Annotated in this window: 15 protein-coding genes; 7 read left to right on the top strand and 8 right to left on the bottom strand. The window is 71.0% G+C overall.

Translation table 11 applies throughout. From position 1 onward, the window contains the following. Window positions 1–114 precede the first annotated feature (114 nt). Window positions 115–414 (bottom strand): hypothetical protein, encoded by a 300-nt coding sequence (locus tag KY661_RS12115; RefSeq protein ID WP_225410356.1) that lies wholly within the window; start codon window positions 412–414, stop codon window positions 115–117. 34 nt (window positions 415–448) lie between these two features. Further along, complete coding sequence (locus tag KY661_RS12110) at window positions 449–988, bottom strand: TlpA family protein disulfide reductase (RefSeq protein ID WP_398577175.1); 540 nt, start codon at window positions 986–988, stop codon at window positions 449–451. A gap of 206 nt (window positions 989–1,194) precedes the next feature. Here KY661_RS12110 and KY661_RS12105 point away from each other — a divergent pair, with 206 nt between their 5' ends. Continuing rightward, window positions 1,195–1,872: a hypothetical protein gene (locus tag KY661_RS12105; RefSeq protein ID WP_225410355.1), complete on the top strand. Its 678-nt coding sequence runs from the start codon at window positions 1,195–1,197 to the stop codon at window positions 1,870–1,872. 105 nt (window positions 1,873–1,977) lie between these two features. Here the strand turns inward: KY661_RS12105 and KY661_RS37245 are convergent, their stop codons facing one another. The 6 genes from KY661_RS37245 to KY661_RS12075 form a co-directional block, all read right to left on the bottom strand. Continuing rightward, window positions 1,978–3,690, bottom strand: coding sequence for a M56 family metallopeptidase (locus tag KY661_RS37245; RefSeq protein ID WP_263436921.1), 1,713 nt, complete (start codon window positions 3,688–3,690; stop codon window positions 1,978–1,980). Next, window positions 3,687–4,073 (bottom strand): BlaI/MecI/CopY family transcriptional regulator, encoded by a 387-nt coding sequence (locus tag KY661_RS12095; RefSeq protein ID WP_225410354.1) that lies wholly within the window; start codon window positions 4,071–4,073, stop codon window positions 3,687–3,689. Before KY661_RS12095 ends, KY661_RS37245 begins: the two co-directional genes overlap by 4 nt. 100 nt (window positions 4,074–4,173) lie before the next feature. Beyond that, a complete protein-coding gene (locus KY661_RS12090) occupies window positions 4,174–5,280 on the bottom strand; it encodes a type IV pilus twitching motility protein PilT (protein ID WP_075006426.1) in 1,107 nt (368 codons plus the stop codon). Between the two features lie 12 nt (window positions 5,281–5,292). Continuing rightward, window positions 5,293–6,993 (bottom strand): type IV pilus twitching motility protein PilT, encoded by a 1,701-nt coding sequence (locus KY661_RS12085; protein WP_225410353.1) that lies wholly within the window; start codon window positions 6,991–6,993, stop codon window positions 5,293–5,295. Between the two features lie 79 nt (window positions 6,994–7,072). Further along, window positions 7,073–7,990: a serine/threonine-protein kinase gene (locus KY661_RS12080; protein ID WP_225410352.1), complete on the bottom strand. Its 918-nt coding sequence runs from the start codon at window positions 7,988–7,990 to the stop codon at window positions 7,073–7,075. 98 nt (window positions 7,991–8,088) lie between these two features. After that, window positions 8,089–8,622, bottom strand: coding sequence for a GNAT family N-acetyltransferase (locus tag KY661_RS12075; protein ID WP_225410351.1), 534 nt, complete (start codon window positions 8,620–8,622; stop codon window positions 8,089–8,091). A 260-nt stretch (window positions 8,623–8,882) separates the two neighbouring features. Between KY661_RS12075 and KY661_RS12070 the strand changes: the two genes are divergently transcribed. From KY661_RS12070 to KY661_RS12045, 6 genes are all read left to right on the top strand, one after another. Then, complete coding sequence (locus KY661_RS12070) at window positions 8,883–9,596, top strand: GTP-binding protein (RefSeq protein ID WP_075006422.1); 714 nt, start codon at window positions 8,883–8,885, stop codon at window positions 9,594–9,596. Next, entirely contained in the window at window positions 9,593–10,984 is a 1,392-nt protein-coding gene (locus KY661_RS12065) for a sensor histidine kinase (RefSeq protein WP_225410350.1), read from the top strand. The genes KY661_RS12070 and KY661_RS12065 overlap by 4 nt, the downstream gene beginning before the upstream one ends. A gap of 18 nt (window positions 10,985–11,002) precedes the next feature. Continuing rightward, entirely contained in the window at window positions 11,003–11,953 is a 951-nt protein-coding gene (thiL, locus tag KY661_RS12060; RefSeq protein ID WP_225410349.1) for a thiamine-phosphate kinase, read from the top strand. A gap of 65 nt (window positions 11,954–12,018) precedes the next feature. Next, window positions 12,019–13,377, top strand: a complete 1,359-nt coding sequence (locus tag KY661_RS12055; RefSeq protein WP_075006419.1) for a methyl-accepting chemotaxis protein — start codon at window positions 12,019–12,021, stop codon at window positions 13,375–13,377. A 21-nt stretch (window positions 13,378–13,398) separates the two neighbouring features. Then, complete coding sequence (locus tag KY661_RS12050; protein ID WP_075006418.1) at window positions 13,399–13,824, top strand: chemotaxis protein CheW; 426 nt, start codon at window positions 13,399–13,401, stop codon at window positions 13,822–13,824. 72 nt (window positions 13,825–13,896) lie between these two features. Further along, window positions 13,897–14,265 carry a response regulator gene (locus KY661_RS12045; RefSeq protein ID WP_013374565.1) on the top strand — a complete coding sequence of 123 codons (369 nt, stop codon included), beginning with the start codon at window positions 13,897–13,899 and terminating at the stop codon, window positions 14,263–14,265. Window positions 14,266–14,307 lie beyond the last annotated feature (42 nt).

The raw sequence follows: 14,307 nt of genomic DNA, 5'->3' as shown, positions 1-14,307 counted from the left end.
GCCCCGGGCTTCAAGGCTCGGGGCGCGGGAGAACGTGAGAAAGGACGCGGGTTCACGCCGGGGGACAGAGCCCCGGGGAGAACGCTGGACACACGACGGCCTGGACGGGCGGCGTCAGGCTTTCGGAGGTTGGAAGATGTCTGCGGTGACGCCCGAGGGTACCGGTGTGTGCGGGCCCCGCGGGGCGGGCGAAGGGCGGGAGGCGGGAGGAAGGACCCGTACCTCGACCACGGAGGAGCCCGGCAGGGCCCGGTGGGGACAACACAGGCACACCGCGCAGTCCGCGCACCGCTCTTCCGGGCCCTCCTCGTCCTCGCACGGCACGGCCCCCTCGCTCACGAGCGCGAGCGTCTGGAAGACGCCCCCGGCCGTCAGCACGAGCAGCAGGGCGAGGATGCGCAGGAGGTACGCCATCAGCCCTGGGCTTACTGAGGACAGGGGGGGTGCGTCAACGTGCGGGGGCCCCCTCGGCGGGGCGGTGCTCCTGGAGCAGCCGTTCCAGCAGGCGCCGCATGGCCCGGGAGTTCCAATCTCTCACGCCGGAGAAGCGGGCCGTCAGGCGTCCGTCCACCACCAGGATGCTGGCGGGGAGCGCCTCGACACCGAAGGCCCGGGCCGCCGCGCGCCCCTCATCCAGGCGCAGGTGGAGCCCGGCCACGGGAGGGCCGCCAAGAAATGCCTCGACGTCCTGGAGGTGTGCGTCGTGGCTGAAGACGACGGCCCGCAGCCCCTCGGGAGGCTGCTCCGCCAGCTTCACCAGGGAAGGGGTTTCCTCCCGGCAGGGCGGGCACCACGACGCCCAGAAGACGACGAGCAGGGCCCGTGAGGGGGGCGCATCCGCAATCGCTGGGGCCTGTCCCCCGAGCCGGATGTAGGCCGGGGGGGACTCGTTCTGACATCCCGGCAGCAGCAATAGGCCTACCCAGCAGGCCACCCCCAGGCCGAGGCCACACGGGGCCCTGCGAAACGCTCGGGAGAAGGGGGCCATGCGGCAGGGATTGTGACAGACCTGGCCACGTTCCGGCGCCGTCGTGTAACGCCCAAGGATACAGCCCCCGGGGAAAGGACCGTTCCGGCCGGGGGGGCTCCTTGTCCCGAGGCACCCGCTCTTCTTGGTTCACAGCTTGCAGTGAGAATCCGCGATGTCCTCGCCCTTCGAGGACATCCACCACTTTCGCAGGACCTGGGGACGTTATGACGACCATGCGCAACAAGCTGATGAAGAGTGCGGTCATCCTCGCCGTGGCCGTGGGCTTTGGCACCGGCTGCGGGGGCACCTATGAGGAGCCGGAGTTCTCGCAGGACCTGGAGACCGCCGGGCAGGAGGCTGTCGCCGAGGAGCCTCGCAAGGTTGAGGACATGAGCGCGCTCTTCGACGACGTGGCGGGCGTTCTCTATGTCGTGGATACCGAGCAGGACATGGTGCTGAAGCAGCTCGGCGCCCAGCAGGTTGGTGCCAACGCGTACGAGGCCATCAACCGCCCCACGGGCGAGAAGCTGTTCTTCACCCTCAAGCCCTCCCCGATCAGCTGGTGGCCCAGCCTCTTCACGCGCTGCCCCAATGGCCAGTATGTGCTCAACGGGCGGCCGTGTCCGAAGCTCGAGCTCCAGACCCCCAACCTGCAGGTGTGGCGGAACTCCTCGTGCAGCCAGCGGATCCAGGCGGCCGGCACCAGCGCGTGCATCACCTCGTCGGCCACGGGTACCAGCTACAAGTACCAGTACCTGGAGTCCTGGAAGTGCGGCGTGGGCACGGGCTACTGCGTCAACTGGAAGTCCATCCAGTCGCTGCGCTACAACTACAACCTCGCCGCGTGCGGTGGGAACCCCGTGAGCATCGCCCAGACCACGAATTACCTCTGCGCGCGCTGATCCCCCGAGCCCCGCACCCTCCGGGGCTCACCGGGCGCCCCGCGTTCCCTTCAACTCAAGCGTGCCCTCCTGCATCCACCCACAGGAGGCACGCCGTCAGAACGTTCATGGCGTCTTCCCCAGACGCAGACGGATCAGCGCGTCTGGGGTGAGCGGCTCGTGGCCCTGGGTGCGCATCTCGTCGATGAAGGCGGGCGTGACACCGGTGGCCTGGAAGCCCATCAGCGTGTCCGCGCTCAGCCCGGTGAAGCCCGCGCGGGCCAGACCGGCGAGCGTCTCTGGGGTGATGCCCAGGGCGCGCATCCCCGTGGCCTTCTCCAGGTCCGTGTAGCCGGCGTCCTTGAGCGCGCGCAGGTACGCCTCGGTGGCGCCCACCGCATGGGCGGCGGCCACGGTGTCCGGGCTCACCTTCGAGAAGCCCAGCCGCTTCAGCGCATCCACTTCCTCGGCGGTGACGCCCAGGTGCTTCAGCACGAAGAGCTCGTTGGCGGACAGGGGCTGGCCGAAGCGGGCGTGGAGGCCCTTCGCGTACTCCTCGGTGATGCCGGACTGCAGGAGGGCCCGCGGCGCCGGTTCGGGGCCTCTGTCCTTCCGCGGTTTCGCGGGCTCTGAAGGGCTGGGCGAGGGGACCGGGGCCGGCTGAGGCGCAGGGACCTGGCGGGGCAGGGTGGCCCCCTGGGGCTCAGGCGCGGGAGAGGGACTCGTCGAGGGGACGGGCGCTGGGGCGGGCGCGGGCTCGGCAGGCGCAGACGGGCTGGCCGCCAGGAGCGAGCGCGGGGCCTGGGCGGGCAACACCCGGGCGGCAAGGGGCGCCGCGGCTGCGAGGCTGCTCATCAGCACCAGGACAGAAGCGCCCGCCGTCCAGCGGGAGGCGCACCGCGAGGGAGGTGCGGCCACCAGCCGGCGCACGCGCTCCGGCAGCGAGCCTCCCAGCGCGGAGAGGGCGGGGGCTGGAGCGGGGGAGGGCATGACACGCAGGGTTTCCAGGGCGGTGAGTGCCCGGGCGTAGGAGAGGGCGTTGCCCGTCAGGCCCGCGGCGGCGTCATCGCAGCAGTTCTCGCGCTCCACGCGGATGACGTGGGACATCCACCAGACGGCCGGGTGATAGAAGAGCAGCGTCTCCACCACGGTCTGGAGGAGGTTCACCGCGAAGTCATGACGGCGGATGTGCGCCAGCTCGTGCGCGAGAATCATCTCGAGCTGCCGCGCGGGCAGGCCGGTGAGGGTGGAGACGGGCAGCAGCACCACGGGCCGCAGCCACCCCAGGGCGGAGGGAACCTCCAGCGTGGGGGACTGGAGCAGGCGCACCCGGCGCGTCACGCCCAGGCGCCGCGCGAGCGCCTCCAGCCGGTGTTGCCATGCTTCGGGAGCGGGGGATGCCTCGCGCACCCTCCGGTGCAGGCGTGCCCACCCGGCCAGCAGCCGCAGGGAGGACACCGCCACCCCGAGCCCCCAGGCGAGCACCCCCCAGGGCAGAAGGCCGCCGGTGAAGGCGGTGGCCCGGGCGCGCAGGGACGCGGCCAGGGGGGACGCGGGCGCCGCCCCGGCCTGGGAGGCGGGCCCCGGGGGGGACTGCCCGGCCGCGGCTGGGAGGGTGGACACGGCGGCCGGGGCCTGCCGGGCGTGGAGGTGCTGCCAGCCGGTGGCGATGGGCAGGACGAGCATCAGCCCCAGCGCGCCACAGGCCAGCCCATAACGGGCGGTGGCCCGGGGCCCCAGCAGGCGCAGTCCGAGCGCGAGCACGGCCGCCACGAGCACGCCCTGCCACACGAGGTGCAGCAGCGCCCAGCCCAGGGACTCCAAGATGACGTCCTTCATGGCATGTCCTCCTGCTCCAGCGAGTCCAGGAGCCGGCGCAGCTCGGCCAGCTCCTCGGGGGACGTCTTCTTCGAGGACAGGGCCTGCATGGCCAGCTGGGCCGGGGAGCCGCCAAAGGCACGGTCCACCAGGTCCGCCACGAGCTGACGCTGGGTTTTCTGCTGGGCCACCCGGGCGCTGTAGACGTGCGCGCGCTGGGACTCGTCTCGGACCACGAGCCCTTTCTCGGTCATGATCTGCATCAGCTTCAGGACGGTGGTGTAGCCCGGCTCATCCGGAAGCGAGGCGTGGACATCGCGGACGGTGCTGGCGCCCCGCTCCCAGAGGACGCGGAGGATCGCCAGCTCGGCGTCCGTGGGACGCGGCAGTCTTGGCTCGGCCATGGAGGCTCCTGGGTGGTGTGAAGCAATATACGAAGCAATTCGTAGGAGTCAACGAAGAGCTTCGTAGAAGGTTCACACCGCCTCCTCGCCAGGGGGGCTCCTAGCCCTTCAGGTCATCGGACAGCACGAAGTCCGGCTTGATGCGCTGGAGCGTCTTGGCGAAGGACTCGCGGTCCTGGGCCTTGTCCAGCGCGGCCTCGGGGGCGATGGTGCCCGCGGCCACCAGCTTCTCCAGGTGCATGTCCAGGGTCTGCATGCCCTGGGCCTGGCCCGCCTGCATCTTGCTGGCGATCTGGAACACCTTGCCCTCGCGAATCATCGACGAGATGGCGCTGCCGCCGATGAGAATCTCCAGCGCCGCCACGCGGCCCTTGCCGTCCGCGGTGCGGACGAGCTGCTGGGCGACGATGCCCGCGAGGCTCTCGGCGAGCATGCCGCGGATGGCCGGTTGCTCGTCGGCGGGAAAGGCGTTGACGATGCGGTCGATGGTAGCCGGCGCGCTGTTGGTGTGCACTGTGGCGAACACGAGCACGCCGAAGCTCGCCAGCTGGAGCGCCAGCTTCATCGTCTCGTTGGTGCGCAACTCGCCAATGAGGATGACGTTCGGGTCCTCGCGGCCCGCCGAGCGGATGGCGGTGGCGAAGTTGATGGCGTGCGGGCCCACCTCGCGGTGCGTCACCTGGGCCTTGAGGGACTCGTGCACGAACTCCACCGGGTCCTCGATGGTGAGGATGTGCGCGTGGCGGGTCTGGTTGATGTGGTTGATCATCCCCGCGAGCGTGGTGGACTTGCCGCTGCCCGTGGGGCCGGTGACGAGCACCAGCCCGCTGCGGCGCTCGGCCAGCTTGCGCACCACCTCCGGGGTGTTCAGGTCCGTGAGCGTGAGCACCTTGCTGGGAATGGTGCGGAAGACGGCCGCCAGGCCCGTCGTCTTGTAGAAGTAGTTGGCGCGGAAGCGGGCCTTCGTCCCGTAGCTGTAGGCGAAGTCGAGGTCCATCTCCTCGGTGATTTGCTTCTTCTGGTCCGGGTTGACCAGGTCGAACAGCAGGCCCTCCAGCTCGGGCGCGGTGAGCGGCGCCTCGCGCAGGGGCGTCAGCTCCCCGCGGATGCGGCCCATGGGCGGGTGCCCGATGCTCATGTGGAGGTCGCTGCCCTTCTCGGCGAGCAGCGCGTCGAAGAGCGTGGCGATGCGGGGCTGGGCGTTCATGTCCGTCCGTCCTTAGGCGCTGCGGCGGCCCAGCAGCGAGCCCACCTTGTTCATCAGCTTCTGGTCCTGCGCGGGCGCCTCGGGCTGCGGGGCCCCGGGGCGCTTGCCCGTCACCACGGCCTCCAGCTCGTCGGGGCTCTCGGCGAAGCCCCGGGCGATCTCCAGCGTCGTCTTGCCCGCCTTGACGAGCTCCGCCAGCGAGTCGTCGAAGCGGATGATGCCCAGGCTTTTGCCTCGCTGCTGGAGCGAGGGAATCTGGAACGTCTTGTTGTCGCGGATGAGGTTGCCCAGGGCCACCGAGCCCGGGAGCACCTCGGCGGCCACCACCAGGCCCTTGCCGTCGGCGGAGGGCAAGAGCCGCTGGCTGACGATGAGCCGCAGGCTGGAGGCCAGCGTCAGGCGCACCTGGGCCTGGTCGCCCGGGGGGAACAAGTCGATCAACCGGTCGATGGTCTTCGCCGCGCTGGGGGTGTTCATCGTGCTGATGAGCAGGTGGCCCGTCTCGCTGGCCGCCAGCGCCATGCGCACCGTCTCCGTGTCGCGCAGCTCGCCCACGACGATGACGTCCGGGTCCTCGCGCAACGAGCCCTTCAGGGCGCTGCCGAAGGTGCGGGTGTGGGTGCCCACCTCGCGCTGGCTCAGGAGCGCCTGCTTGCGCGGGTGGAGGTACTCCACCGGGTCCTCCACGGTGAGCACGTGGTGCTTGGACTCGCGGTTGATGAGGTCCACGAGGGCCGTCATCGTGCTCGTCTTGCCGTGGCCCGAGGGGCCGGTGACGACGATGAGCCCCTGGTGGTGGTGCGCCGCCTTGGCGATGCTCGGCGGCAGCCCCAGCGACTCCAGGGTGGGAATCTCCCGGGCGATGACGCGGAAGGAGCCCTTGAGGCCCGTGCGCTGGCGGCCCACGTTGACGCGGAACCGTCCGTTGCCCGGCGCCTCGAACGAGAAGTCACAGCTGCCCTCCTTGTCCAGCACCGGCCGCAGGCGGGCGGGCACCAGGGGCAGGAGCATCTGCTCCACGCGCTCGGGGGAAATCACCTCGCCCTCGGGCTTCAGCTCCGAGGCCACGCGGAACAGGGGCGGCCGGCCCGCGACGATGTGCAAGTCACTGGCCCCCATCCGCCGCGCCTCCTCCATCAGCGCGGGCAAATCCCGCCCCAGGTCCGCGCGCGAGGCCCCCATCTGGAGGGACGGCGCGGCTGCGGCCGCGGGTGCGGGTGCCGCGGGAGCCGGGCTGAGCGCCGGGGGCGGCACCGCGCCCTTGACGGGCTTGAGGCCCACGGAGGAGGGGCGGATGGGCGGGATGTTGGGCGCCACGGGGGCGTTGGGGTCCCCGTTCGGGTCCCCGGTGGGGGCCTCGGCGGCGGCGGGAGCGGGAGCGGGGCTTGCGCCCGGGGCGGCCGCGGGGCTGTCGCCGGTGCGCATCACCCGGAGGCTGAGCAGCTCTCCGCGGCGCGCCGCGACGATGGACAGGGTGGCCATGCCCTCGGCGCGCACGGACCACTTCACGGGCTTCTCCGTCACCGAGGCGGCGCGCTCCCGGCCCACCATGGCCAGCAGGGTGCGGTTCAGCTCGTCCGCGGTGAGCACGGCATTGTCCACCGGCTCGTAGCCATTGGTGCTTTTGATCATCGGGCAGCGCCCGGTGGTCAGGGCCAGCTCCGTGATGGCCGGATGGGACAGGTAGCGCAGCATCTCCGCGAGGGGCTTCATGAGAGGATCCGCGTCGGCTCGAGGGTCATGGAAGGAAAGAGACTCCGGCACAGGATAGTCCAACCCCTCGAAAACATCGTCACGAGGGCGGGACGGACTGGCGCCGGGCCAGGGTGCGCGCTTCTGCCACCTTCGCGGCGAGGACGCGCGGGAGGTACTCGCGGTTGGACTCCAGGCGCAGGGCCACCTGGGCCGCCCGGGGGCCGTCCTGGCGCTCGAGCAGCAGCGTGAGCAGGCGCTCCTGGGTGAGCCAGCTGAAGGGGAAGGGGCGCTGGTACTGGCGGCCCAGGGCCTGCGCCTGGGTCCACAGGGCCTCGAACGCGGCGGTGTCCTGGGCGCGGTGGGCCCGCTCCAGCAGCAGCGTGGCGGCCCAGTCCACCTGGAGCCGGTCCCGCCACAGCTCCGGGGGGCGCCAGTCGGCGGCCAGGGTGGCCTCCAGCAGGGGGCGGGCCTCCTCCACGCGGCCCGCCTGGTACAGGGCCAGGCCGGCCTCCGCGCGGTGCAGGGGGGCGCGCACGGGCTCGCCGCGCTCCGCGGCCACGAGGAACAGCTCCGCAGCACGCGCGGGATGGGAGGCGCGCAGGGCGCTGGCCGCCTCGAGGACTTCCTCCAGCGGGGCCTGGGCGGCGCGCTCGGGCGTCATGCGCTCCGCGGCCAGCTCGCGCGCCGTCTCCTCGGCCAGGGTGTGCTCGACTTCCTCGCGCAGTGGGGCCACGGCCTCCAGCGGCAGCCCGGCCTCGGTAGCGCGCTCCAGCAGCGCCAGGGCCTCCTGCGCCGCGGGCATCAGCTCCGAGACCATCACCTCCAGCGCGTCCTGGAAGCGCACGAAGGCCAGCAGCACGAGCAGCCGGGGCGGCGGGTTGTCGGGAAGCGCGTCGCGCAGCAGGGCCAGCGCGGTGCCGTAGCTCTGCTGCTCCAGCGCGCGGGCCAGCTCCGAATCGAGTTCACCGGGCAGCCCCCAGGGGCCGGCCAGCAGGTGCTCGGAAGAGGTGCTCATGCGGTGAAGGGTACCCTGGCGCCCTCGGGTGAGGCCACCTCGGGTGGCGGGCGGGAGGCAGCGCGTTCCTCCCGCCCAGGGATGCTCCCGGCGTGCGCTTACAGCTCGCGGGACATCAACAGGCGCAGCTTGCCGGACTTCTTGGACACCACCGTGGCCACGGTGGTGAAGCCCGCCTTGCGGTAGAAGCTCACCGCGGGGCCGTTGGCCGGGTCCACGCGCAGCGCGAGCGTCTTGCGGTACATGTCGCGCGCGGTCTGCACGCCGTGGTTGAGCAGCACCATGCCCAGCCCCTGCTTGCGCAGGTCCGGCCGGACCACGATGTTGCGCATGTACGCGGCGCCGGGTACCGGGCCGTCGCGCTCCACGGTGACGTAGCCCACCGCCTGTCCCTGCAGCTTCGCCACGTGCAGGAAGGGCCGCAGCTGCGTGAGGGCCTGGAGGCTCTCCTCCTGCGTCTCTCCCCGGCTCTTCCACGGATCCGAGCTGGCGCGCAGGGAGGCCACCAGGCTCATGTCCTCATCGGTCGGGGGAAACATCTTGACCGCCGAGGCCAGATCATTGGGGGGATTGGCCGCGTCCATCACTGGCACCGCCACCTCCACGCCCGGGTCCACCTGCTTCATCGTCATCGCCTTGCTCCTCCGTCGCGCTGCGATCCTAACCGTTAGACCGGTATGCGTGCACGAGGTGTTTCCGCGCACATTTCCCCTCAACTCGGGAGAAGCCGGACCCATTCAAACTGCTCACGGGACAGGTCCATTCCAAGCAGGCCGGCCGGTCCTTCTCGTCTGCTCTCCGGGCGGCTTTCCATTGGCGGACACCTCACTTAAAACCCAACGTCCTGGGGCGAGGGGGGGATGGCCCTCTTCCTTGCCCGCCCGAGTCCTGCTTGCAACTGAACCACGCCCAGCGCGAGCTCACGCTCAAGATCGTCTACTACGGGCCCGGGCTCAGTGGGAAGACGACCAATCTGCGCCAGCTGTACGCCCGGGCGAGCCCCGAGGTGCGAGGGCGGCTGCTGTCGGTGGAGACCCGCGACGACCGGACACTCTTCTTCGACCTTCTGCCGGTCTTCTTCGCCTCCTCGCGAGGCTACAACGTCAAGGTGAAGCTGCTGACGGTGCCCGGCCAGGTCATCCATGTCGCCACGCGGCGCATCGTGCTCCGGGCCGCCGACGCGGTGGCGTTCGTGGCGGACAGCAGGCGCAGCGCCACGGCGGAGAACAACCGGTACTGGCACAGCCTCCGGGACGACATGCGGGAGAACGGGTTGGACCCGGACCGGGTGCCCGTCGTCATCCAGTTCAACAAGCGGGACCTGCCGGATGCCCGCCCGGAGGAGGAGCTGGAGCTGCTGCGCCGCCGGGGCCGGGAGCCAGTGCTGGGCGCGGTGGCCGTGCGCGGCGAAGGGGTATGTGAAACCTTCCACGAGCTGATGCAGCTGGCCTGGCAGCGGCTCGACGCGGACGCGAACCTCGCGCGAAACATCGGCCTGAGCGAGGAGGAGTTCCTCCTCCGGGTGTTCCAGCACCTGGAACTCCGGGGGACTTCGCTCGAGGGCCGCTACCCGGGTGGCAAGAGTTCCAGAGGAGGGGCGGGATGAGCGTGGACCCAGGGCGGACGTCATGGGAGGGCGAGGCAGCGCCCCGCCCCGATACCCTCTTGAACCGCACGCCGGCGCTGGTGGAGCTGCTGGACGTGCCGTCGCTGGCTGGCATGGTGGAGGGCTTCGCGGCCCTGCAGGGCATGGGGGTTCAGGTGCTCGACACCCAGGGCGTGTGCCTTGCGGGCAGCCAGGGGCCCCAGGGGCCCTTCTGTACCCACCCCACCGCCGGTGCGCCGGGGGGCGAGGGGTGCCCGGTCCGGGCGCCGCTCAGCTCGGGCCTCCACGCGCTGGCGTGTCCCAGCGGGGCGCGCTACCTCGTCCTCCAGGTGCGGTGGGAGGGCAGCGAGCTGGGGCGGGCGGTGTTCGGCCCCTTCGCGCCCGAGGCCGTGGCGGGGCTGCCAGAGCGGATGGACGTGGCGCGCGCGGGCGAGCAGGGCTCCGTCCCCGTCCGGGCCGCGGCGTACTTCGCCCAGGTGCTGGAGGCGCTCCTGGCGGTGGGGCACCGCTCGTGGCTGGCCAGCCACATCCAGCTGGAGTCCGCGGGAGAGATTCGCCGGGAGCTGGAGGTGCGCGATGCGCGCATGGCCTCGCTCCAGGGCAAGCTCCGGGAGATGGACCGGCTCCAGTCGAGCTTCCTGGGCACGGTGAGCCACGAGCTGCGCACGCCCCTGGCCTCCATCATCGCCTACTCGGAGCTCCTGGCCGAGGGGATTACCGGGCCGCTCAACCCCGAGCAGCAGCAGTGCGTGCAGGCCATCACGGAGATGGGGCGCACGCTGCTCGATCTCATCACCTCCATCCTGGACATCAGCCAGCTGGAGGCGGGCAAGCTGCGGCTGGCCTTCGCGCCGGTGGACATGGCCGAGGTGGTGGTCTCCGCGGTCTCCAGCGTGACGCCCCAGTCGCGGCGCAAGGGGCTGAAGCTGGAGGTGGTGCTGCCGGAGCTGCGCCAGCCGCGCGTGCTCGCCGACAAGGGCCGGATGCACCAGGTGCTGGTGAACCTGCTGGCCAACGCGGTGAAGTTCACCCCGGAGGGCCACGTGCGGGTGCGGCTCTCGGACGTCGGGCCCCAGGCGGAGCTGGACGCGCCCGGCTACCGCGTCGCCGTGGAGGACTCGGGGGTGGGCATCCGCGCCGACCAGCTGGAGCGCATCTTCCAGACCTTCTACCAGGTGGACTCCAGCTCCACGCGGGAGTTCGGCGGCGTGGGGCTGGGGCTGTCCATCGTCAAGCGCTTCGTGGAAGGGCACGGCGGCAAAGTGCTGGTGGCAAGCCAGCCGGGGCAGGGCTCGTGCTTCACGGCGGTGGTGCCCGCGCGGCCCCCCCAGGTGGGCGATGGCGGGGTGCACGTGCTGCCGCCCCTGCCCGAGCCGGACCGGTTCTGAAAGGAGGGCCCCGGGGCCATGCGCGGAGAGTTCTCCTTTATCGAGCGGTTCCTGAGCGCCTTTCCCCGCGCCCGCGTGCCGCTGGGCCCCGGGGATGACTGTGCCGTGCTGCCCCCCTCCCGGGGCCAGACGTGCGTCACCACGGACGCGGTGGTGGAGGACGTGCACTTCACGCGCGCGCACTTCTCCCCGGAGGACATTGGCCACAAGGCGCTCGCGGTGAACCTCTCGGACCTGGCCGCCATGGGCGCCACGCCGCGCTGGTTCGTGTGTGCCGTGGCGCTGCCCCGGGACTTTCCCGGGCGCGAGCTGAGCCGCCTGGCGCACGGCATGGCGGCGCTCGCCCGGGAGCACCGCGTGGCGCTCGTGGGCGGCAACTTCACCTCCGCGCGCGAGCTGTCGCTCACGATTACCGCCGCGGGCGAGCTGAAGCGCCCCGCCCTCACCCGCGGGGGCGGGCGCCCCGGCCACCTCCTCTATGTGTCCGGCACGCTCGGCGAGGCCCGCCTGGGCTTGAACCTCCTGCGCGAGGGCCGCCGACGGGGCGCCGCCCTCCTGCGGCAGCGAAGGCCCCAGCCCCGCGTGGCGCTGGGCCTGCTCGCCTCCCGCTTTGCCTCCGCGGCGATAGACCTCTCGGACGGGCTCGCGCAGGACCTCGGCCACCTGTGCGAGGCCTCAGGTGTGGGGGCGGAGGTGGAACTGTCCCACCTGCCGGTGTCTTCCGCGGTGCGTCAGGCCCTGGGGTGGGAGGGCGCACTGGAGGGGGGCGAGGACTACGAGCTGCTCCTGGCGGTGCCCCCGGAGCGGGTGGCCGCGTTCGAGCGGGCCTGTGCCCGGGCGGGCGAGCGCGTCACGGCCGTGGGGCTGCTGACACGCGCGCGCCGCCGGGTGCTTCGCGACCCCCAAGGCCGGTTGATTCCTCCCCCGCCAGGCTTCGACCATTTCCGGGTCCGCCCGCCGGTGGATTGACCCTGTCGGACGGCAAGGCTAAACCCCCGGAACGCTCCTGCCGTCTCATCTGGAATCACCTGCCCGTGCGCCGCCCCCTTCGTGATGAATTGACTCCTGGAGTCTCCTCGCCCCGCCGCGAGCCCGTGCAGCGGCTTCTGCGCTCCGTGGAGCCGCCCAGCAGCGGACGGATCGTCTCGCTGCAGCGGAAGATCTTCAACGGCTACGTGCTGCTCGGCGCGGCGCTGTCGGCGGCCTTCATCACCATGGAGGAGATGAAGCTGCCCGTCTGGGTGCGCCTCATCATCGCCACGGGCGTGACGCTGATGGCCGCCGTGCAGCTGCCCTCGCTGCTGGCGCGCGTGACGCGCGTCCGGGTGCTGTCGCGCTCCGCGTTCGAGATCTCCCAGGGCGATTTGTCCAAGACGGTGAGCGCGGACACCTCCAGCGCGCGCGACGAAATCGACGAGCTGACGAGCGCCATCAGCAAGATGCAGGAGAACCTGCGCGAGCTGGTGGGCAAGATCCAGGACACCGCCAAGAGCGTGGCCGACACGGCCATCGACCTGCAGCGCTCGGCGGAGAACGTGAACAGCTCCACGGAGGAGGTGGGCTCCTCCATGGAGAAGATCGCCTCGGGCGCCGAGGCGCAGTCGCTCCTGGTGAGCAAGGCCTCCAAGGTCATCACCGAGATGGCCGGCTCCATCCAGCGCACCGCCGCGAGCGCCGAGGACGCGGCGCGCACCGTGGCGGGCACCAGCGGCGCCGCCGAGGACGGCAGCAAGGCGGCGCGCCTGGCCGGTGAGAAGGTGAAGAAGGTGTTCAGCCGCATCGAGGCGGCCAGCCACCAGGTGTTCGCCTTCGGCGAGAAGACGCAGGAAATCTCGAAGATCGTCGATGCCATCACCCAGGTGGCCCAGCAGACGAACCTCCTGGCGCTCAACGCCACCATCGAGGCGGCGCGCGCGGGCGAGTACGGCCGCGGCTTCGCGGTGGTGGCCGATGAAGTGCGCAAGCTCGCCGAGAGCGCGGGCCGCTCCGCCGAGCAGATCTCCAAGCTGGCGCGGGACATCTCCGGCCAGTCCACCTCCGTGGTGTCCGCCATGAAGGAGGGCATCGAGGAGCTGTCCGAGGGGCGCGAGGACTTGACGAACATCGTCAAGTACATGGGCGCCATCACCGACACCGTGCGCCAGGGCGCCGAGAAGGTGCACCTCATCTCGGAGAGCTCGCGCGAGCAGCTCGAGGGCCGCAAGGAGATGGTGAAGGCCATCGAGGAGATTTCCCTGGTGGCGCGCAACAACGCCGCCTCCACCGAGGCCATCCAGACGGTCATCCAGGAGCAGACCAGCGCCGTGTCTCGCATGACGTCGCTGGCCAATGAGCTGACCAACACCTCCGTCGAGCTGCAGAGCGTGGTTCGCAGCTTCCGGCTGGGCTCGTGATTTCCACACGCGGAGCGCTCCTTGCGGCACGTCATCTTCCGGGTGGAGAAGGAGCACTATGGCCTGCCGCTGTCCGCGGTGCGCGAGGTGGTGGTTCCCCCCGAGCGCTTCACGCGCGTGCCCCGCGCCCCGCCGGCCGTGTCCGGGGTGATGAACTTCCGGGGGCGCGTCGTCACCGTGGTGGAGATGCGCCAGCTCTTGAGCTTGCCCGCGGGGCAGAACCCGCCGGCGCGGGTGCTCCTGCTGGACCGGGGGCGGCGGGATTTGGGGTTCCTCGTCACCGACGTGGAGGGCATCGAGGCCCTGGAGCGCGTGAGCGCCGCGGCCCCGGGCAAGGCGGTGCCGGCGGTGCGCGGGGTGGCCCGGCTCAAGGGGCTGGGCGTCACGGTGTTGGATCCCGAAGGTTTGGATGCGGCGGTGCTGGCCTTGTTCACCCCGCAGAAGTGAGTAGCTCCTCGAAAAGCGCGAGTGCTAGTGTGCGCCTTCCTCTCGAGGCCTTACGCGGAGGCGATGCTTCACATGGCTAAGCGGGTCCTGGTCGTCGACGACGCCATCTTCATGCGCAACATGATCAAGGACATCTTCGCGTCCGGAGGGTTCGAGGTCGTCGGCGAGGCGGCCAACGGACTCGAGGCCGTGGAGAAGTACAAGGAGCTCAAGCCCGACTTGACGACGATGGACATCGTCATGCCGTTCAAGAGCGGCATCGAGGCGACGCGCGAAATCCTCAAGCACGACACCAACGCGGTGGTCATCATGTGCTCGGCGCTGGGGCAGGAGAGCCTGGTGATGGAGGCCATCGAGGCGGGTGCCTCGGACTTCATCGTCAAGCCGTTCCGGGCCGAGGACGTGCTGGCCGTCGTGAAAAAGGTACTGGGCGAGGGCTAGCGCGCTCCGGCGCCCCCGTTCGCTCCGTTTCCCCGTGCGAGG

Origin of the sequence: Allostigmatella hybrida, assembly GCF_020103775.1 — a bacterium.
In the GTDB taxonomy this organism is placed as follows: domain Bacteria; phylum Myxococcota; class Myxococcia; order Myxococcales; family Myxococcaceae; genus Hyalangium; species Hyalangium aurantiaca.
This window is presented reverse-complemented; position numbering and strand designations above follow the sequence as displayed.

Excerpts from the sequence above, each read along its gene's own strand:
- KY661_RS12115 (WP_225410356.1), bottom strand. The coding sequence starts at position 414 with ATGGCGTACCTCCTGCGCATCCTCGCCCTGCTGCTCGTGCTGACGGCC.
- KY661_RS12110 (WP_398577175.1), bottom strand. The coding sequence starts at position 988 with ATGGCCCCCTTCTCCCGAGCGTTTCGCAGGGCCCCGTGTGGCCTCGGC.
- KY661_RS12105 (WP_225410355.1), top strand. The coding sequence starts at position 1,195 with ATGACGACCATGCGCAACAAGCTGATGAAGAGTGCGGTCATCCTCGCC.
- KY661_RS37245 (WP_263436921.1), bottom strand. The coding sequence starts at position 3,690 with ATGAAGGACGTCATCTTGGAGTCCCTGGGCTGGGCGCTGCTGCACCTC.
- KY661_RS12095 (WP_225410354.1), bottom strand. The coding sequence starts at position 4,073 with ATGGCCGAGCCAAGACTGCCGCGTCCCACGGACGCCGAGCTGGCGATC.
- KY661_RS12090 (WP_075006426.1), bottom strand. The coding sequence starts at position 5,280 with ATGAACGCCCAGCCCCGCATCGCCACGCTCTTCGACGCGCTGCTCGCC.
- KY661_RS12085 (WP_225410353.1), bottom strand. The coding sequence starts at position 6,993 with ATGAAGCCCCTCGCGGAGATGCTGCGCTACCTGTCCCATCCGGCCATC.
- KY661_RS12080 (WP_225410352.1), bottom strand. The coding sequence starts at position 7,990 with ATGAGCACCTCTTCCGAGCACCTGCTGGCCGGCCCCTGGGGGCTGCCC.
- KY661_RS12075 (WP_225410351.1), bottom strand. The coding sequence starts at position 8,622 with ATGACGATGAAGCAGGTGGACCCGGGCGTGGAGGTGGCGGTGCCAGTG.
- KY661_RS12065 (WP_225410350.1), top strand. The coding sequence starts at position 9,593 with ATGAGCGTGGACCCAGGGCGGACGTCATGGGAGGGCGAGGCAGCGCCC.
- thiL (WP_225410349.1), top strand. The coding sequence starts at position 11,003 with ATGCGCGGAGAGTTCTCCTTTATCGAGCGGTTCCTGAGCGCCTTTCCC.
- KY661_RS12045 (WP_013374565.1), top strand. The coding sequence starts at position 13,897 with ATGGCTAAGCGGGTCCTGGTCGTCGACGACGCCATCTTCATGCGCAAC.